The following is an 18917-nucleotide window of genomic DNA, read 5'->3' on the forward strand; positions in this document are numbered from 1 at the left end:
ACGTCAATCCCGCGCCGAACGCGCCGGGGGATGTCCTGGGCGGGGCTTGACGTCAGGCACGGGACGGTTGTCCGTGCGATGCGTCAGAATTGGGGGCAGGGCCAGCGCACGATATCCGAGGGGCACGAATGTCCGGACTGATCGATACCACGGAGATGTATCTCCGCACCATCCTCGAGCTGGAAGAGGAAGGCGTGGTCCCCATGCGCGCCCGCATCGCCGAGCGGCTGGACCAGAGCGGGCCGACGGTGAGCCAGACGGTGGCGCGCATGGAGCGGGACGGCCTGGTGGCCGTGGCGAGCGACCGGCACCTGGAGCTGACGGAGGAGGGCCGCCGGCTGGCTACGCGCGTGATGCGCAAGCACCGGCTCGCGGAATGCCTGCTCGTCGACGTCATCGGCCTGGAGTGGGAGCAGGTGCACGCCGAGGCCTGCCGCTGGGAGCACGTGATGAGCGAGGCGGTGGAGCGGCGGGTGCTGGAGCTGCTGCGCCACCCGACGGAGTCGCCGTACGGGAACCCGATCCCGGGGCTGGAGGAGCTGGGCGAGAAGGCGGAGGCGGATCCGTTCCTGGAGGACGGCATGGTCAGCCTGTCGGAGCTGGACCCGGGCTCGGACGGGAAGACCGTGGTCGTGCGCCGGATCGGGGAGCCGATCCAGACGGACGCCCAGCTGATGTACACGCTGCGGCGGGCGGGCGTGCAGCCCGGCTCGGTGGTCAGCGTGACCGAGTCGCCGGGCGGGGTGCTGGTCGGCAGCGGCGGCGAGGCCGCGGAACTGGATGCGGAGATCGCTTCGCACGTGTTCGTGGCCAAGCGCTGAGCCGAAGCCGAGCCAAGCGCTGAGCAGGGCGCCGAACAGGGCGCCGACCCGGGCGTGAACAGAACGCCGACCGTCGGCCCGAAGGCGGTGGAGGGGGTCACGGGTGGTGGACGTGGACGGTCCCGGCGCCTTGCGGCGCCGGGACCGGTCCTCCCCTTGCTGACCTGGAGCCCCGAGCTCTCAAGGTCATCCCCTTCGGACCGTCTTCCCCGAGCGGCCCGCCTCCCTGTTGAAAGGATCTCCATCGGCAGGGGCGGCCAATCCTTGAGCAAGGTCACTCGAAAGAGCGGTGTTAACGGCGAGAACCCCGTTTTCGAATGCGGGTTCGATAGTCTGGCCGCGAGCGAAGGGGGTGCATCTGCCGTGGTACAGCGCATCGATGTGACAGGGGCCGACGGTGTGCGCCTGGCCGCCTGGGAGTTCCGGGAATCCGCCACCGCCGAGCCCCCCGACCCCGACGCGCCCCGGGTGCTGTTACTCCACGGTCTGATGGGCCGAGCCTTCCACTGGGCGGGCACCGCCCGCTGGCTCGCCCGGAACCGCCGCGTCGTGGCCCTCGACCAGCGCGGCCACGGCCAGAGCGAGCGCCCCGCCGCCGGCCCGGGCACCTCGACCCGGCTGGGGCGCGACGCGTTCGTGGCCGACGCCGAAGCCGTCATAGAGCAGCTCGGCCTGGGCCCCGTGACCCTGATCGGGCACTCCATGGGGGCCCTCACCGGCTGGCAGCTCGCCGCCCGCCGCCCCGACCTCGTCGAGGCACTGGTGATCTGCGACATGCGCGCCTCCGCCCTCGGCGAGGCCTCCCAGCAGGAATGGGAGGAGTGGTTCCGCCGCTGGCCCCTCCCCTTCCCCACCCAGGACGCCGCCCGCCGCTGGTTCGGCGAGGACGACCCCCGGGTGGAGCGCCCCGATCCAGGACGCGGCGCCTTCTTCGCCGAGGTGATGCACCAGGCGCCGGACGGCTGGCGCCCCCTGTTCTCCCGCCGCCAGATGCTGACCGCCCGCGAGACCTGGGTCCACGACGCGCACTGGGAGGAGCTGGCCCAGGTCCGCTGCCCGACCCTGGTCGTCCGCGGCCTGGACGGCGAACTGGGCCGTGCGGAGGCCCAGGAGATGGTCCGCGTCCTCCCCGCGGGCCGGTACGCCGAGATCCCCGACGCCGGCCACTACCTCCACTACGACCAGCCCACGGCCTGGCGCGCCGTCCTTGAGCCCTTCCTGGAGGGGGTCAGGGCCCAGGCCTGACCCCGGCGCCGCCGACGCGGCGGGGGCCCGGGGCGCGGACCCGCCCGCGCCGGCCCCTGTGCGCCCGCCCCTGTGCGCCCGCCACCCGCGCGCCGGCCCCGACGCCGTGAGCGCGGGTGCGGGCGCGGGGTGCGGGTACGGCAAAGGTGCGCGGGCGCCGGCGCGCGGGCTACTCCGTGCCGGGGAGCCAGCCGCGCTGGACCGCTCGGACTCCGAACTCGAAGCGGCTCGCGGCGCCCAGCCGGGCCATCAGTCCGTTCGCCAGTCGGCGGGCCGTGCGCGGGGAGACCGCGAGGCGCTTGGCTATCGCCTCGTCGGTCAGGCCCTGCGCCAGCAACTGGACCACCGTGCGCTCCTGCGGGTTGAGCCCGCCCGTGTCCTTCTCCTCGACGGCGCCGAGCGGCCGGGCCCCCGACCAGATGTTCTCGAAGAGCGCGCACAGCGCCGTCAGCGTGCCCTCCCCGGTCAGGACCACCGCTCCCGCGGCACTGTCCGCGCTGCTGACCGGGATCACGGCGGTGGTCCGGTCGAAGACCATCATGCGCGTGGGCAGGTCCGGGGCGGTCCGCACCTCTCCGCCGTTCTCGGTCAGCCACGTCGCGTACGTCACCGTGGTCTGGCTGTTGCGCACGCTGTCCTGGAACAGCGAGCGCATCCGCACCCCGCGGCCCAGCAGCGCCCCGTCGTCCGCCTTCGAGGCCTCCAGCGTCTCGGGCCGGTGGCCCCCGCCCGGGGCGAAGGTCATCAGTTCGCCCTGGACGCGGTGCGCCAGACCGGCGATCCGGGACCGGATGGCGTCGAGCCCGGTGAGCTGCTCGACCCCGGGGCCGGAAGCGGCCGGGCTCAGGTCGGCGAACTCCGCGATGAGCTGTGCGGCGGCCGCCCGGGACGCCTCGATCTTCAGCTGCTGGGCGGCCAGCTCGGCCTGCTGGCGGGCCATGAGGAGTTCCATGCCGACGTCGGGCGAGACCGCGCGGAGCTCCCCGGCGTGCTCGTACGAGGGCCGGATGAGGGCCAGCTCGCTGAGCAGGTCGAGGCTCCGCCGGATTTCCGGTTCGGGCAGCCCGAGATGGGCTGCGAGTGCGCTCACGCCGTCGCGCGGGCGCGCGAGCATGGCGCGGTAGACGGCCTCGGCGGTCGTGTCGAGGCCCAGAGTTGACAGCACAGCGGTTCCCCCCGTGTACACCTTGTCCCTCAAGGCAACCGGATCATCGCACGTCCGTACGGGCCGCGGCCAGCCGGGAACCCTTCGTGGACGGTTCCGGTCAGGGACCCAAAAGGCCAGGTCACGAACCTGTGATACGTCCGGATCCTCGGGAAGGGTCGGATGCATGTATCTCGTACACGCCGGCCTCCGGGCCCCCGCGGCGGGTGGCCTGCTGCCCCCGCGCATCGGTGAACTCCTCCTCTCCCTGGCCGGAAGCCGTGACGCGGTGGAGCACGTGACCCCGCACCCGTACGCGCAGCCCGATCCGGTGCTCGGCGTCTTCGTGCTCGCGGAGAACCTGGACGAGGCGGAGCAGCGGACGGAGTCCCTCTGCCGGCGTGCCCTCGACACGCTCCCCGAACTCGGCGGCTGGAGCCTCACCCGTGTCGGCGTCCCCCTGATCGCCCCCTACTTCGAGCGCGCCCTGCTGTCCCCTTCCGGCCTCGCTGGCCGGAACGGTCCAGGGCCGATTCCGTCCAGCTGAAAGCCCTTCCACCCGCTCTGACCTGCGACGAAAGTAGTGATCGCCGGAAGGGAACACCGCCCCGAAGGCACACCGGACGAAGCGTCACCGCGGGACGCGAGGCCGGATCAGTCACTCATCCCAGCTTTCGCAAAGGACCACTCCCATGCTGCGCACCCACCTCGTCAAGGCCGCCGCGGTCGCCTCCCTCGCCTTCTCCGTCGCCGCCATCACCCCGGCCTTCGCCGGGCACGGCGACAGCGCCGCCACCCGGGTCACCGCCACGACCGCATGGGAGACCGCCCCGGTCACCCTGAAGACCACCGCCTGGGAGTAGCCGAGCCGCCGCCCCGCCGCGGCCGCCGCATTCCACCGCTTCACGGCCCACCGCTTCACGCCCCACTGCTTCACGCCCCACCGCTTCACCGCGCACCGCGTCCGCCGGCCTGACAGCTGCTCCTGCAGGGCAGCCGTCCACCCGCCCGGTGCGCCCACAGACTTCCGGCCCTCGACGGGCCTGCCTGCGGAACCCGCAGCGCCACCACACGCGTCACTTCACTCCCGTACGGAGCTTCGCCATGTCCCGCAGCACCCTGAAGACCACCGCCATCCGCCTCTCCTCCGCCTCCGCCCTGGCCGTGACCGTGCTCACCAGCGTGGTCGCCTCCCCGGCCAGCGCCTCGACGCTCACGGACGGCATCTCGGCCACGGCCCGCGCCGAGAACGGCAACGGCGCCTGTGCCCACGGTGGTTACCTCGGTGGCCCCAACCAGACGAGCAGCTGCTACGGCGGCACCACCACCGCCCACGCCTGGTGTGCGGACTTCGCCGGCTGGGTCTGGGCCCGCAACGGGGTCACGGGCCTGTCCACCCTGGACGACCGGGCCGCGAGCTTCATGGACTACGGCAAGAAGTACGGGACGCTCTCCAGCACGCCGCACGTCGGTGACGCGGTCGTCTTCAACTACAACGGAAGCGACTACGCCGACCACGTGGCCCTCGTCACGGGCATATCCGGTGGCGTGATCACCATCACCGGCGGAAACCAGGGCGGCCGGCCGGGACACGTCAGCACCAACACCGCCACCAACTACAGCGTGGGTTCGGCGCCCTGGGGCGGACAGCGGATCAGCGGCTACATCTCGCCCGCCGGTACCAGCACCCCCACGCTCCCCAACCCCACGACCCTGCCCGCCGGAACGCTCGTGAAGTCGCCCAACGGCCCCGACGTGAAGGTCATGATCAACGGTGCGGGCATTCCGGTCGCCGCCTCCGACGTCACCCCGGACAAGTACGACCTGAGCAAGATCGTGCTCGTGGACGACACGGCCTTCCGGTCCCTGCCGAGCGCCCCGCCCGCCGGCACCGTGGTCCACGACCAGGCCGGCGGAGCCGAGCGCTACGTGATCGTCGACGGTACGGCGCTGCTGATCGGCGCCGAGGACTGGACCGCCGCCGGGTACAACGTCCGTGCCGACATGGGCGTTCCGACGGCCTGGCTGCAGAACGCCGCCCAGCGCAACCTGACGACCGGCATCGTCGTGATGGACCAGACCGGCACCGACCCCGGCCGCTACGTCATCGTCAACGGTGCGGCGCTGCACATCTCGGCCTCCGAGTGGACCGCCGACGACTACAACACCCAGACCCTGATGGGTGTCCCGGGCCAGTGGCTGAAGTCCGCCGTCGCCAAGTCCGTGCCGACCGGCACCGTGCTCATGGACCAGTCCGGCACCGACCCGAACCGCTACGTCATGATCGCCGGTGCCGCGGTGCACATCTCGGCCTCCGAGTGGACCGGCAACGGGTACGACAAGCAGAGCCTGATGGGTGTCCCGGGTGAGTGGCTGGCCTCCACCGTCTCCAAGCAGGTGGCCAACGGCTCGATCGTCAAGGACGCCTCGGGTGCCAACTCCACGGTCTACGTGATGGCGGGCGGCGTCGCGGTGCCGCTGACCTACGCCGACTTCACCGGCTTCGGCTACGACAAGCGTTCGCTGCTCGGCGCCCCGGGTGAGTACCTGGCCTCGGCCGCCGCGAAGGCCGCCCCGGCCGACGGCACGATGCTGCTCTCGCCCGACAGCAACACCGTCTGGCAGATCCAGGGCGGCAAGAAGAAGGCCATGACCGCCGACCAGTTCGGCGAGGGCAAGCTCAGCTTCAACGATGTGATCAGCGTCCCGACCGCCTTCACGGCGAAGTTCCCGACCGTCTGATCACCGCCCGCCCGAGCCGCCCGGTCCGCACCGGCCGGGCGGCTCGGGCCGGCCCGGGCCCCGCCCCGCGGCTTCCGCGCCGGGCTCGCCGCCCCGCGCCCGCCGCCCCCGCATTCGCCGCCCCGCAGCCGCCGACCTCCAGGCCTGCGCCCTGAACTCCCCGAGGAACACTCCGTGCTGTCTGCCGCCCGCAAGAAGTCCGCGCTCGCCGTCACCGCCACCGCTCTGGTCGCCCTCGCCGCCCCGCTGCTCACGACCACCACCGCCTCGGCCGCCTCCGTCTCGACCTGGGACAAGGTCGCCCAGTGCGAGGCCAGCGGCAACTGGAGCATCAACACCGGCAACGGCTACTACGGCGGCCTCCAGATCTCGATGTCGACGTGGCGCGCCTTCGGCGGCACGCAGTACGCCTCCCGCCCCGACCAGGCGACCAAGCAGCAGCAGATCCTGACGGGCGAGAAGATCCTCGCGGGTCAGGGCCAGGGCGCCTGGCCGTCCTGCGGTCCCGCCGCCGGTCTGGGCGCCGACCACGCGGACCCGTACCCGAGCGCCCCCTCGTACCCGAACCCGGCCTCGCTGGCCAACGGCACGCTGGTGAAGTCGCCGAACGGCCCGGCCGTGAAGGTCATGATCGAGGGTGCGGGCGTCCCGGTGGCGGGCTCCGACGTCACCCCCGACCACTACGACCTGAGCAAGATCGTCCTCGTGGACGACGCCGCCTTCAACGGCCTGCCGAGCGCCCCGCCGGCCGGTACCGTCGTGCACGACCAGGCCGGCGGTGCCAACCGGTACGTGGTGATCGACGGCGCCGCGCTGCCGATCAGCGCCTCGGACTGGACCGCCGACGGCTACAACGTCCGTCGCGATATGGGCGTTCCGACCTCCTGGCTGCAGGCCGCGGTCCAGCGCAGCGTCTCGAACGGCCGCGTGGTGATGGACCAGACCGGCACCGACCCGGCCCGCTACGTCATGGTCAACGGCTCGGCGCTGCACATCTCGGCCGCCGAGTGGACGGCCAACGGCTACGACGGCCGCTCCCTGATGGGCGTCCCGACCAGCTGGCTGGCCTCCACCGCGGCCAAGCAGCTGGCCAACGGCACCATCGTCAAGGACGCGTCGGGCACCAACCCCACGGTCTACGTGATGGCGGGCGGCGTCGCGGTCCCGCTGACGTACGCCGACTTCACCGGCCTCGGCTACGACAAGCGTCCGCTGGAGGCCGCTCCCGGCGAGTGGCTGGGCTCGGCCGCCGCGAAGGCCGCCCCCGCCGACGGCACGATGCTGCTCTCCCCGGGCAGCAACACCGTCTGGCAGGTCCAGGGCGGCAAGAAGCGTGCGATGTCCGCCGACGAGTTCGGTGCGGGCAAGCTCAGCTTCGATGACGTGGTCAGCGTCCCGGCCGCCTTCACGGCGAAGTTCCCGACCGTCTGATCACCGCGGCCCCGCACCGCACAACGGGGTCGGCCCCCGCCCCCTCACCGGGAGCGGGGGCCGACCCCTGTGCGCCGGGCCTCAGCCCTTGCTGACCGCCAGCAGGATCTCCGGCAGCTTCCGCGCCACCGTCGGCGCCGCCAGCCGAAGCCCCGCCCAGGCGGCCAGGGTGCCCCAGACCGCGCCCAGCGGGAGCAGGATCCAGGTGAGGGACGCGTGGTCCGCCACATTCAGGTAGACCGCCAAGGCGATCACCGGGGAGCAGATCACCGCCGAGGTGAGCATGCCGCCGAAGATGCCCGCCCAGGCGAGCCCGGCCTGCCCCGGGGCCACGTTCTTGAACGCGCCGTCCGTCGGGATCGAGTACGGGAAGCGGGCGGAGGCCAGCGCGCCCGTGCACAGCATCGAGCCGAGCAGGGCCAGGCCCACCCCGAGTCCGGCCGGGAGGCGGCTCCAGTCGTGCAGCAGCGCCGTCGTGACCGCCGTGACCAGGACCGTGTACGGGACGGTGACCAGGGCCAGGGCGTACGCCCGGGCCCGCAGCTCCTCGAAGGCCTCCCGCGTCGTCGAGATGGTCTGCGCGACCATCCAGAACGCCGAGGTGTCCTGACCGAACTGGTTGTACATCTGGATGCCGAGCATGCCCGTGCCGAAGCAGGCCAGGTACACCGAGCCCGTGCCCTGGAGGGCGTTGAAGACCGGGATGATCAGGCCCACCGCCAGGCCCGTGACCCACGCCGACTTCGTCTTCGGGTCGCGGACCACGTACCGCAGCGTGCGCTGCATGACCGCGCCCGTCCGCCCTGCGGGCAGGAACGCCCAGGCGCCGGCGCCGCCCGCGGACTCCCGCTTCGACGGCTTCGCCGCCGCGATCGTCGAGCCGTCGGGAGTGACCATCAGGCTGGTCAGGCTGCGCTCCCAGAACCACAGGAGCAGCACCAGCGCGAGGACCGTGACCGCCAGCTGGCCCGCCGCCACGCCGTACGAGCCCTTGCTCGCCGAGTCCACCATGCCGACGGCGGACGCCGGCGGCAGCCACCGCACCACCGCCTCGGCCGGCTCCAGCGTGGCCAGGCCGCCCGACTGCGACAGGCGCTGGCCGGCGAAGTTCGCCACCTGCGCGCCGAGGGCGATCAGCAGGCCGCTGAGCAGCGCGAGGTCACGGCCCTTGCGGCTGGTCAGCAGCCGGACGTTGGCCGTGGCCACTGCCCGGGCCAGGGTGACGCAGCCCAGCAGCAGGAGCGGCACGGCCGGTACGGCGGCCACGATGCCCGCCGCGCCCCGCGCGACGGCCACCACGGAGCCCACCGCCAGGCAGACGGTGAACATCGGGCCGATGCCGACCAGCGAGGAGGCCAGCAGGGCGCGGACGAGCGGACGCGGCCGCAGCGGCAGCATGACCAGCCGGCTCGGGTCGAGCGTCTCGTCCCCGGTGGGGAAGAACAGCGGCATGAACGTCCAGCCGAGGGCGATGATCGCGGCGAGCAGGACGACGACCGTGCCCGCGTGCGCGTTTCCGTGCAGCACGGCCAGGCCGAGCATCGCGAAGAACGCCACCACCAGGGAGAACGCCAGCGAGCCGAAGTAGGCGGCCTTGCGCTTCGAGGAGCCCTTGAGCCCGTTGCGGATCAGCGAGAGCTTGAGGCGGACGAAGACGGCGGTCAGGTTGACCCCGGGGGCCGCGGCCGAAGTGGCGGCCGGGGCGGAGGCGGATGCGGTGCTCATCGGGCGGCCTGCCCGCCGAGCCAGTCCAGGGAGTCGCCCGCGTCGCGCCCGCCCGCGCCGACCAGCTCCAGGAACGCGGCCTGCAGCGAGGGCGCGTCGCCCCGTACGTCGGCCAGCGGGCCCGCGGCGCGGATCCGGCCGGCGGCCATGACGGCGACCCAGTCGCACAGCGACTCGACGAGCTCCATGACGTGGGAGGAGAAGACCACCGTGGCGCCGGAGGAGGTGTACCGCTCCAGCACCCCGCGGATGGTCTGCGCCGACACCGGGTCGACGCCCTCGAACGGCTCGTCCAGGAACAGCACTTCGGGGTTGTGCAGCAGGGCGGCGGCCAGGCCGATCTTCTTCCGCATGCCCGTCGAGTAGTCCACGACCAGCTTGTGCTGCGAGCCCGCGAGGTCCAGGACGTCCAGGAGCTGCGTCGCCCGCTTGTCTGTCTCCTCGCCGGACAGGCCGCGCAGCCGGCCCATGTAGCCGAGCAGTTCGCGCCCCGACAGCCGCTCGAACAGCCGCAGGCCCTCGGGCAGTACGCCGATCCGCCGCTTCACCTCGACCGGGTCGCTCCACACGTCGTGTCCGGCGACGACGACGCGCCCCATGTCGGGGCGGAGCAGACCGGTGATCATCGACAGTGTCGTCGTCTTGCCCGCGCCGTTGGGGCCGACCAGGCCGATGAACTGGCCCGCGGGCAGCTCCAGGTCGATCCCCGCGACCGCGACCTGCTCGCCGAAGCGCTTCCACAGGCCCTCGACCCGCACCGCCGCCCGTCCGGTGGACGGCGCGGGTCGCGCACCGCCCGGTCCGTCCGTCCCACCCGTCGCAACTGCCTGGTCCGGCATGCGCCTGCCTCTCGTTCCGTTCCCCGTGGTCCTGCCTTCTTCACGATAGGAGGGCGGGGAGAGGCCGGGCAGTTACTTATGTCATGAGTTTTCGTACAGGAACTCCCTGTTCCGCACCGGGCTGGCCTGCGATCTTGCGGGGCGGGTCAGGCGCCGCGCCGGTCCCGGTCCGCCGCGGCCTCACGCCCGCAGGCGTACGCCAGCGCCGCGATCAGCTCCTCGGTGTCCGGCAGCCACCGGTTGGCCGGAGTGGGCCGGCGCGCCCACTGGACGGAGCCCCGGCCGCCGAAGCGGGTGGGCGGGGCGGCCACGTACTCGCCCTCGCCCCGCGCGGCGAGGTCGATCGACGCCGGCGACCAGCCGAGCCCCCGCACCAGGTCCGGCACCTTCGCCCCGGCGCCCGGCAGGACGAAGAACAGCATCCGGTGGTCGGGGGTGAGGGCGACCGGGCCGAGCGTGCGCTCCATCCGCTCCAGCCGCGCCAGCGCCAGGAACCCGGCCGAGTCCGGGACGTCCAGCGCGTCGAACGTCCGGCCCGTCGGCAGCAGGATCGAGGCCTCGGGGTGCTTCGCCCAGATCCGCCGCACCTGGACCGCGCTGCCCGTCGCCAGCGACGCCCAGTCCTTCACCGTGGGGTGTGCGCCCGGCGCCGGGCAGTCCTGCGCCCCGCACGAGCACAGCTCCCGCCCGTCCGCGGACTCCAGCCAGGTGCCGGCGAAGACGTCCCAGTGCCGTTCTTCCGCGTACCGCACGGCATGGTCCAGCAACTGCTCGCCGCGCTGCTTGGGGATGGGTGCGGTCTCCGTGACTGCGATGGTCTCTTCCACGCCCATCACAACTCTCCGGGTCACCCGGGGTTACGGGCGTAAACCGGCCGGTGGGCGGAGCATCGATCCTGCATACGGGGCGCACTGATGCACGCACGGGGGCGCGTAGGAGGTCGGGGCGCCGGAGTTGGGTAGCGACACGACGCAGAGCGGATGATTCTCCGCACATCAGGCGGGAAGTGATCATTCCAACGATCACCCGCGGCTACTGGGGGTTTTCATGGCAGCCAGGCCTCTCGTCGCGCGCCAGCCGAATGAACGGCTACAGGCGCTCATCCAGGAAGCCGGGTGCTCGAACGCCGGGCTCGCCCGGCGCGTCAACATGTGCGGGGCCGAACACGGCCTCGATCTCCGCTACGACAAGACCTCCGTGGCCCGGTGGTTGCGCGGCCAGCAGCCGCGCGGCCGGGCGCCCGGCATCATCGCCGAGGCGCTGGGGCGAAAACTCGGCCGGACCGTCACCATCGACGAGATCGGCATGGCCAACGGCAAGAACCTCGCGTCCGGCATCGGCCTCCAGTTCTCCCCGACCGTCATCGGCGCCATCGAGCAGGTCAGCGAGCTGTGGCGGAGCGACGTCGGCCGCCGCGACTTCCTGTCCGGGTCGAGCGTGGCCGCCTCGGCGCTCGTCGAACCGAGCCGCGACTGGCTGATCACCGGAGCCGACGCGCAGGTCGCGCGCAGCGGCGGCTCGCGCGTGGGCATGCCGGACGTGGAGGCGGTGCGGGCGACCACGGACGCCCTCAAGGACCTCGATCATCGCTTCGGCAGCGGGCACGTGCGGCCCGTCGTCGTGCACTACCTCAACTCCGTGGTGTCCGGGCTGATCGGCGGCTCGTACCGGGAGCCGGTGGGCCGCGCGCTGTTCGCGGCGGTGGCCCGGCTGACGGAGCTGGCCGGCTACATGGCGGTCGACACGGGGCAGCCGGGCCTGGCGCAGCGGTACTACATCCAGGCGCTGCGGCTGGCGCAGGCGGCGGGGGACCGGGCGTACGGGGGCTACGTCCTCGCGGCGTCCATGAGCCACCTCGCGGCGGAACTGGGCAATCCGCGGGAGATCGCGCAGCTCGCGCGGGCCGCGCAGGAGGGGACCCGCGGGCAGGTCACCCCGCGGGTCGAGGCGATGTTCTACGCCGCCGAGGCGCGCGGGCACGCCCTGCTGGGCGACACCCGGGCCACGGCGGTGCTGTCCTCGCGAGCGGTGACCGCGCTGGAGCGGGCGGAACCGGAGTCCGGCGACGACCCGGTGTGGATCCGCCACTTCGACGCGGCGTACCTCGCGGACGAGCTGGCGCACTGCCACCGGGACCTGGGCCAGGCGGACGCGGCAGCCCGGCAGGCGGAGGAGGCCCTGCGCGGCCTCCCGGCGGGCAAGGAGCGGCGCCGGGCGATCGGCCTGCTGCTGCTGGCGGCCGCGCAGGTCCAGCAGCGGGAGGTGGAGCAGGCCTGCCAGAGCGCCGCGAAGGCGGCGGACCTGCTGTCGGGGCTCCGCTCGACCCGTGGCGCGGAGTACCTGCAGGACTTCCGCACCCGCCTCGCCCCGTACCGCGACGAGCCGGCGGCCCGGGAATTCACCGCCCGCCTGGAGGTGGTGGCGTAGGGAGCCCGGGGCGGCGGCGGGGCGGGTGGGCCTGACGGGGGCGGGGTGACCGGGTAGCGTGAGCCGACGGTTCCGTAGTTCGGAGTATCGGAAAAGTCGGTGAAGGAGTCCCGGTGACGGAGAGCGGACAGGGGAGCGGCCGGCACGCCGCCCCGCAGGCCGGTGCGCCGTGGGGCCCGGACCCGGCGTACCCGCACCCCCCGCAGCAGCCGCCTGCCCCGGCTCAGTCGGCGCCCGGCCATGTCGTGGGCCCCGGCTACGAGGGGCCGGGGCAACCGCACGGGTACGGCTACCCGCCGCTGCCCGAGGCGGTGACCCAGTACATCCCGCCCGTTCCCGCGGGGCCCGGGCCGGGGGAGGGGGCGACGCAGTACATCCCGCCGGTGCCGGCGCAGCATGAGGCGGCGACGCAGTACATCCCGCCCGTTCCCGCGGGGCCGGGGCCGGGGGAGGGGGCGACGCAGTACATCCCGCCGGTGCCGGCGGCTGCGGCGCAGCATGAGGCGGCGACGCAGTACATCCCGCCCGTTCCCGCGGGGGCGGGGCCGGGGGAGGGGGCGACGCAGTACATCCCGCCGGTGCCGGCGGCTCCCGCGCACCATGAGGCGGCCACCCAGCACATCCCGCCCGTCCCCGGCACCGACGGGTTCGACGCGCTGTTCCGCAGCGAGGGGGCCGACGACGGGCAGACGCGCCAGCTGCCGCCCATCCAGGAGCCGGTGCTGCGGCAGCCGCCGCCGCGGGGCTATCCGCCGCGCGGGCAGCGCCCCGTACCGCCCCCGGCCGGGCCGCAGCAGCAACCGCAGCACCCGCAGTACGCGCCGCCCGCGCCCCCGCCGGAGACGTCCCGGCGCGTGCCGGCCGGCGTGATCGCCGCGGTCGTGATCGGCCTGGTCGTCGTCGGGCTCGGCGTCGGCGCACTGCTCAGTGACGGCAAGAAGCAGAACAACGACCCCACGTCGGCGGCCGCGACGCCCAGCGCCGGGAGCTCGGTGCCGGCGGCCGACGAGGGGCCGGTGGATCCGGCGCGGTCCCAGGCCGTCCAGCTGGACAAGCTCCTCGCGGACAGCAACGACAGCCGCGCCGCCGTGATCCGCGCGGTCGACGACATCAAGGGCTGCCGCAACCTCGGCCAGGCGGCGAACGACCTGCGCGACGCCGCGCGCCAGCGCGACGAGCTCGTCACCCGGCTCCAGGACACCAAGATGGACAAGCTCCCCGACAACGCGAAGCTGGCCGCGGCGCTCACCAAGGCCTGGCAGTCCTCCGCGTCCGCCGACAACAACTACGCGGCCTGGGCGGACGAGACCGCCGGCGACAAGAAGGGCTGCAAGGACGGGCAGGCCAAGAACACCGGCAATGCCGCCAACGGCAACAAGGCGAGCGGCGAGGCGACCCGGGCGAAGGAGTCCGCCGCGGGCCTGTGGAACGCGATCGCGGCCAAGTACGGCCTCACCAAGCGGGACAAGTCCCAGCTGTAGTCACCGCCGGAGCCCGGAGCCCGGAGCCCGGAGCCCGGAGCCGGGGCCCCGAGCGCCGAGCCCCGAGCCCCGAGCAGTGCGCCCGCGCCTACGCCGCGGCGGGCGCCTGCTCCAGGGTCTGGGTCATGTCCATGGACTGCTCGCCCTGCTGGGCGACGAGCCGGCCCGTCTGGACGACCTGGAAGGTGACCCGCCCGTTCACCATGCGCGGGAAGCCGGCGACGGCGCGCATGTCCTTGTAGCGCCAGCTCAGGTCAGGGGTCAGGCCGCCCGTCTTGACGGGCTCCTCCTGGTTCAGCCTGCGCGCCACCGTGCGTGCCGTGACGTCCTCGCCGGACTTGAACCGCTTCAGGGTCTCGCTGAGGACCGTGTACGCGATCCAGGTGGTCTGCGTCCCGCTGTCGTCCGGATCGACGGCGTCGTTGCCGAAGGCGTAGTCGGAGATCACCTTCCGCATCGGGTCCCACAGCGGGTCGGTCGACACCGGGTACCAGCTGGTGACGTACGCGCCCTCGAAGGGGCTCTCCTTGCCGCCGGTGCGGTCGACGACGGCCTGGCTCACGCTGCCGAGGACCGAGGAGATCTGCGGGTTCCTGTGCTTGCTGTCCTCGCGGCGGAAGGCGTCGAAGAAGGTCTCCGTGCGCTGGCCGAGCACGGCCGTGACGCAGCCGCGGTCCTTGGTGCCGGAGGAGTCCGCCAGTGCCTCGCGGGCCTGCGGTATGTAGTCGGCGGAGTCCTCGGCGGCGCGGATGTCGCTGGCGTCGCCCATCCTGTTGGCCTTCAGGCCGGCGTTGAGCAGGATCGGCATGGAGTCGCCCGCGAGGGTGTCCGGGCGGACGATGGCGACCTGGCTGCAGGCCCGGCCGAGCTGGTGGCCGGCCCCGGCGAGGAGTACGGGCTGGCCGCCGTTGACGGGGTAGGACAGGGTGCTCTGGAACTCCTCGGAGGAGACTCCGTACCCGCCGATGAAGGGGATGCCCTCGGCCTCCAGCGGGGCCATGAAGGCGCGTCCGTGCTGGCTGTACGAGCCGACGACCGCGACGGCCTTCTCGTTGATGGCCTTGCGGGCGCAGTCGGCGGCGCCGTTGGGGGTGTTCTTCTCGTTGCAGGTCAGTACGCGCAGTTTGTGACCGTTGATACCGCCCTTGGAATTGATCCAGGCCTCATAAGCCTTGGCCATACCGGGCATGCCGGGCATATTGGTTGCGCTGGTGTCCTGCGGCGCGAAGGTCATGACCGTGATGGTGTCCCCGGAGCCCCCCGAGCCCCCGGGGAGCACCCCGCATCCGGCGACCAGACAGGCGCCCATCGTCGTTGCCGCCAGGGTGCGCGAGAAGGAAGCCGTGCGTCGCCATTCGGTCATGTCCACGCACACTTCCGCCCCGCGGGTAACTGGAGAGTGAGAGGGCCACAACAAAGAGTGACGTGAAGGTGAATTGCCGGGGAGCGGCTGCACACAGGTGCTTCAAGATCGCCCAATCCGTGAACGTACGATCGCAAGCGTGACATTCGCCCAAGGTTCGAAGAACTCTTCCCGTCGCGGCGGCCGCTCCTCCACCATGGGCGGCATGCCCCTGAACGACATGCCGTGGTGGCGCTGGCGCAGCAACGTGCGCTCCGCGCTTCACATGCTCTCCGACCCGGTCTTCCACGAGGAGACCTGGCTCGCCGGCGTCGAGGGGTACGGGGACGTCACCGACGCCGTGTACCGCCTCGTCGAGGACACCTGGCTCGACAGCTGGTCCGCGGACAAGTACGTCGGCACGATCTTCCGCGACGCACAGGAGGCCGCGCTCGTGGACCTCGCCGTGCTGCGGGTGCTGCGGATCCTGCACCAGGTCGGGCCCGACGCCCCCGTCTCCGCCTACCTGGAACACCACGCCTGGCCCGAGGCGGTGCGCGCCGCACGCGAGGCGCACGTACGACTGGCCACCGCGGACGGGGACGAACCGGACGCTGCGCCTTCGTCGCTGGAAGTGCTGAGGATCCTCACCCGCGCGGTGTGAAAGGCTGTGGGGTCATGAGCGACGACCCGCAGGCCCAGGCCCCCCAGCAGTACGTACTGACCCTGTCATGCCCGGACAAGCAGGGCATCGTGCACGCCGTGTCAAGTTACCTGTTCATGACCGGGTGCAACATCGAGGACAGCCGGCAGTTCGGCGACCACGACACCGGCCTGTTCTTCATGCGGGTCCACTTCTCGGCCGACGCTCCGGTGACGCTGGACAAGCTGCGGGCCAGCTTCGCCGCGATCGGCGACTCGTTCCGGATGGACTGGCAGCTGCACCGCTCCGACGACCGGATGCGGATCGTCCTGATGGTGTCGAAGTTCGGCCACTGCCTGAACGACCTGCTGTTCCGTACGAGCATCGGCGCGCTGCCGGTCGACATCGCGGCCGTGGTCTCGAACCACACCGACTTCGCCGAGCTGGTCCGCTCGTACGGCGTCCCCTTCCACCACATCCCGGTGACGAAGGAGACGAAGGCGGATGCGGAGGCGCAGCTCCTGGCGCTGGTGCGGGAGGAGAACGTGGAGCTCGTGGTCCTGGCCCGGTACATGCAGGTGCTGTCGGACACCCTGTGCAAGGAGCTGAGCGGGCGGATCATCAACATCCACCACTCCTTCCTGCCCAGCTTCAAGGGTGCGAAGCCCTACCACCAGGCGCACGCCCGCGGTGTGAAGCTGATCGGCGCCACCGCGCACTACGTGACGGCCGACCTGGACGAGGGCCCGATCATCGAGCAGGAGGTCGAGCGCGTCGGCCACGAGGTGACGCCCGACCAGCTGGTGGCGATCGGACGCGACGTGGAGTGCCAGGCGCTGGCGCGCGCGGTGAAGTGGCACAGCGAGCACCGCGTGCTCCTGAACGGCACCCGCACGGTCGTCTTCGCGTAACCCGGGGCGCCTCCCCGGCCCCCGCGGTGTCCGGGCCGCGGCGGGTCCGGGCCGGGGCCCGGACACCGCGGGGCGGGCGGGCCTAGAGCCGGCTCAGCGAAGCCGCCGCGAAGAGGACGTCGCGAATGGCCTCGCGGTCGCCGTGCTGGCCCACCGCGGCCTCCTCCGGGGAGATGTGGCCCGCGGCCAGCTGGCAGAACTCGGCGCCGTCCAGTGCGATCCGGGCCACCGTGTGCTCCGCGGACGGCTTCGCCGCCGGGGAGTCCAGGGCGATGTCCCAGCTGCCGCCGCCCGCGCCCTCGATCTCCAGGTGCAGGGTCCGGCCGGGAGCGCCCGCGGCGACGAGGCCGCGCGCCGGAGCGGCGAGTCCGGCCCGCCGCCGGTGCGCGAGGGCGCTCGGCAGGAGCCGTGCCGCCAGGTCGATCATCCGGTTCAGGTGCGGTCCGGACGGCGGGTCGTACGGGTAGTCCACCGCCTCCGCGATGTCCCAGGCGTGCACCCAGCACTCGAAGGCCCGCTCCAGGAACGCGTCCCCGAGCGGCAGGGCGAAGGCTCCGTAGTCCACCGCCAGTTCGCCGACACCGCGCCCCGCGAACGACACCGTCCGCACCAGCGTGTGCCCCTGCTCACGCCACGGCTCGCGGATCTGCCGGGTGAGGGGCTGCGCGGCGGAGCTCCAGTAGTGCTCGGTACGGGCCGTCGCGCCGGGCGGTGCCTCCGGGCCCAGCGGGTCGTCCAGGCCCAGGGCCGTCGCGATCAGGCCGTCCACCGTGAGCAGGTGCCCGATCACCCCGGCCACCGTCGTCCGGCGCGTTCGCCGCCGCTCCTCCTCGAACCACTTCAGCCGGACCGGGGTCTGCCACTCCGAGTCGCCGAAGTCCCGTAGCAGCGCGTCGAGCCGAGCGGTTTCCGTGTCGTACGGTGTCGCCCACGCCGGGACCGGGATGCGGGCCGGCCGTTTGCCGAGGCAGTCCTCCAGCACGCGCGACCGCAGCAGCGGCTTGAGGTCCAGGCTTTCCTCGGGGTGCAGCAGACCCACCGCGTCACGCAGCCGCAGCGCCTCCTCGGCGCAGGGCGCGCACTCGGTGAGGTGGTCCTCCACCGCCTGGGTCTCCTCGGCGGAGCACGCCGCGAGCGCCCACGCGCCGAGCAGGGACTTGAGCACGGCATGGGTCCGCGGCGGCTGCGGCTCGGACGGCACCTGGGGCGGCGTCCGGGGCGGCGCCCCGGACGGCGGCTCCGGCGACGGCTCGGGCAGCGGATCCGGGGCGTGCCGTGGATCGAGGTCGTCTGCGGCCCCGCGCGGACCCGGTATGCGCGGCGGACCCTCGGGGCGCTGCTCCTCGAATCCGTCGTCGGTCGGGTCGGCGGGGCCGTTCATCGGGGTGTTCCATATCCGGGCGGAGCGGCGCCCTCCTGCGGGAGGACGTTGGCGGTCGACAGCAGCTGGAGGCCCAGGCGCAGCCGGCGCCGGGCCTCGTCCTCGCTGATCTGGAGGTCTGCGGCGGCCTGCCGATAGTCGCGGCGCTTGAAGTACGCGAGTTCCAGGGCGGCGCGCAGCGGCGCGGGCATGGAGGTGACGATGTAGTCGGCGCGGGCGGCGGCGCTGGCGCTGCGCACCTTCTGTTCGAGCTCCTCGCGCGAGCCGCGGCCCCGTTCGGCCTGGCGCAGCCGGGCCACGGCCTGGCTCTGGGCGATCCGGGCGACCCAGGAGCGCAGGGAGCCCTGCTTGGGGTCGTAGGCGTCGGGGTTCTCCCAGATGTAGCCGAACACTTCGCGGGTGATCCGGTCCGCCGCCTTCTCGTCGCCGAGGACCCGGTGCGCCAGGCCGTGCACGAGCGAGGCGAAGCGGTCGTACAGCTCTCCGAGCGCGGCTGCCTCGCCGCGGGCGAGACGCTGCTGCATGCGGCGGTCCCAGCGCGGTGGTACGTCCTTCGGCATAACTGCCCCCAGCCGTGTGTCGACGCATTGAATGTAATGGGCACAGGCGGGTTCCCGCCCGTTTTGCGGGAACCCGCCCCTGGGAGAGTGCCCTGCGTGATAGGTGCGATGCGTGCGGTGAACCGTGGGACGGGAAGCGGCACATGGGCACAGGTGTACGCGCCCCGCCGCGCTCCCCGTGCGCGGGTTCGATGCGGCCACCTCCTTGACGACTTCGCTTAACGG

17 protein-coding genes are annotated in these 18917 nt (G+C 72.7%); 10 read left to right on the forward strand and 7 right to left on the reverse strand.

The window, feature by feature from the left end; genetic code table 11:
• The first annotated feature begins 128 nt into the window (after positions 1 to 128).
• Both ACIPK4_RS00900 and ACIPK4_RS00905 read left to right on the forward strand, forming a co-directional pair.
• A complete protein-coding gene (locus ACIPK4_RS00900; protein WP_054223973.1) occupies positions 129 to 821 on the forward strand; it encodes a metal-dependent transcriptional regulator in 693 nt (230 codons plus the stop codon).
• Between the two features lie 363 nt (positions 822 to 1184).
• Positions 1185 to 2066: an alpha/beta fold hydrolase gene (locus ACIPK4_RS00905; RefSeq protein WP_402308161.1), complete on the forward strand. Its 882-nt coding sequence runs from the start codon at positions 1185 to 1187 to the stop codon at positions 2064 to 2066.
• Positions 2067 to 2235: 169 nt separating this feature from the next.
• Here ACIPK4_RS00905 and ACIPK4_RS00910 read toward each other — a convergent pair whose 3' ends face one another.
• On the reverse strand, positions 2236 to 3231 hold the full coding sequence (locus ACIPK4_RS00910) for a LuxR C-terminal-related transcriptional regulator (protein ID WP_376196384.1): 996 nt from the start codon (positions 3229 to 3231) through the stop codon (positions 2236 to 2238).
• 166 nt (positions 3232 to 3397) lie between these two features.
• Here ACIPK4_RS00910 and ACIPK4_RS00915 point away from each other — a divergent pair, with 166 nt between their 5' ends.
• The 4 genes from ACIPK4_RS00915 (at position 3398) to ACIPK4_RS00930 (ending at position 7383) form a co-directional block, all read left to right on the forward strand.
• Entirely contained in the window at positions 3398 to 3757 is a 360-nt protein-coding gene (locus ACIPK4_RS00915) for a hypothetical protein (protein WP_054223976.1), read from the forward strand.
• Positions 3758 to 3902: 145 nt separating this feature from the next.
• Positions 3903 to 4073: a hypothetical protein gene (locus ACIPK4_RS00920; protein ID WP_159044267.1), complete on the forward strand. Its 171-nt coding sequence runs from the start codon at positions 3903 to 3905 to the stop codon at positions 4071 to 4073.
• 241 nt (positions 4074 to 4314) lie between these two features.
• Positions 4315 to 5952, forward strand: coding sequence for a CHAP domain-containing protein (locus ACIPK4_RS00925; protein WP_402308163.1), 1638 nt, complete (start codon positions 4315 to 4317; stop codon positions 5950 to 5952).
• A gap of 174 nt (positions 5953 to 6126) precedes the next feature.
• A complete protein-coding gene (locus tag ACIPK4_RS00930) occupies positions 6127 to 7383 on the forward strand; it encodes a transglycosylase family protein (RefSeq protein ID WP_402308165.1) in 1257 nt (418 codons plus the stop codon).
• Positions 7384 to 7464: 81 nt separating this feature from the next.
• Here ACIPK4_RS00930 and ACIPK4_RS00935 read toward each other — a convergent pair whose 3' ends face one another.
• The 3 genes from ACIPK4_RS00935 to ACIPK4_RS00945 form a co-directional block, all read right to left on the reverse strand.
• Complete coding sequence (locus ACIPK4_RS00935; protein ID WP_402308167.1) at positions 7465 to 9108, reverse strand: transporter; 1644 nt, start codon at positions 9106 to 9108, stop codon at positions 7465 to 7467.
• A complete protein-coding gene (locus ACIPK4_RS00940; RefSeq protein WP_054223980.1) occupies positions 9105 to 9947 on the reverse strand; it encodes an ABC transporter ATP-binding protein in 843 nt (280 codons plus the stop codon). Before ACIPK4_RS00940 ends, ACIPK4_RS00935 begins: the two co-directional genes overlap by 4 nt.
• Before the next feature lie 146 nt (positions 9948 to 10093).
• On the reverse strand, positions 10094 to 10774 hold the full coding sequence (locus ACIPK4_RS00945) for a bifunctional DNA primase/polymerase (RefSeq protein ID WP_402308169.1): 681 nt from the start codon (positions 10772 to 10774) through the stop codon (positions 10094 to 10096).
• Positions 10775 to 10994: 220 nt separating this feature from the next.
• On the opposite strand from ACIPK4_RS00945, the gene ACIPK4_RS00950 reads away from it, so the two are divergent.
• Positions 10995 to 12374, forward strand: coding sequence for a transcriptional regulator (locus tag ACIPK4_RS00950; RefSeq protein ID WP_402308172.1), 1380 nt, complete (start codon positions 10995 to 10997; stop codon positions 12372 to 12374).
• A gap of 113 nt (positions 12375 to 12487) precedes the next feature.
• Positions 12488 to 13855 carry a hypothetical protein gene (locus ACIPK4_RS00955; RefSeq protein WP_402308174.1) on the forward strand — a complete coding sequence of 456 codons (1368 nt, stop codon included), beginning with the start codon at positions 12488 to 12490 and terminating at the stop codon, positions 13853 to 13855.
• Positions 13856 to 13943: 88 nt separating this feature from the next.
• On the opposite strand, the gene ACIPK4_RS00960 is transcribed toward ACIPK4_RS00955, so the two are convergent.
• The gene (locus tag ACIPK4_RS00960) at positions 13944 to 15218 is read right to left on the reverse strand and encodes an ABC transporter substrate-binding protein (protein WP_402308177.1); all 1275 of its coding nucleotides are present in this window, start codon (positions 15216 to 15218) and stop codon (positions 13944 to 13946) included.
• A gap of 196 nt (positions 15219 to 15414) precedes the next feature.
• Between ACIPK4_RS00960 and ACIPK4_RS00965 the strand changes: the two genes are divergently transcribed.
• Entirely contained in the window at positions 15415 to 15861 is a 447-nt protein-coding gene (locus tag ACIPK4_RS00965; protein WP_054223983.1) for a hypothetical protein, read from the forward strand.
• A 14-nt stretch (positions 15862 to 15875) separates the two neighbouring features.
• The gene (purU, locus tag ACIPK4_RS00970) at positions 15876 to 16751 is read left to right on the forward strand and encodes a formyltetrahydrofolate deformylase (protein WP_376196542.1); all 876 of its coding nucleotides are present in this window, start codon (positions 15876 to 15878) and stop codon (positions 16749 to 16751) included.
• 82 nt (positions 16752 to 16833) lie between these two features.
• On the opposite strand, the gene ACIPK4_RS00975 is transcribed toward purU, so the two are convergent.
• Together ACIPK4_RS00975 and ACIPK4_RS00980 are read right to left on the reverse strand one after the other, a co-directional pair.
• A complete protein-coding gene (locus ACIPK4_RS00975; RefSeq protein ID WP_402308180.1) occupies positions 16834 to 18132 on the reverse strand; it encodes a zf-HC2 domain-containing protein in 1299 nt (432 codons plus the stop codon).
• Positions 18129 to 18692, reverse strand: a complete 564-nt coding sequence (locus tag ACIPK4_RS00980) for a sigma-70 family RNA polymerase sigma factor (RefSeq protein ID WP_054223986.1) — start codon at positions 18690 to 18692, stop codon at positions 18129 to 18131. The genes ACIPK4_RS00975 and ACIPK4_RS00980 overlap by 4 nt, the downstream gene beginning before the upstream one ends.
• Positions 18693 to 18917: the final 225 nt, after the last annotated feature.

Source organism: Streptomyces sp. NPDC086989, assembly GCF_044745505.1.
Classification (GTDB): domain Bacteria; phylum Actinomycetota; class Actinomycetes; order Streptomycetales; family Streptomycetaceae; genus Streptomyces.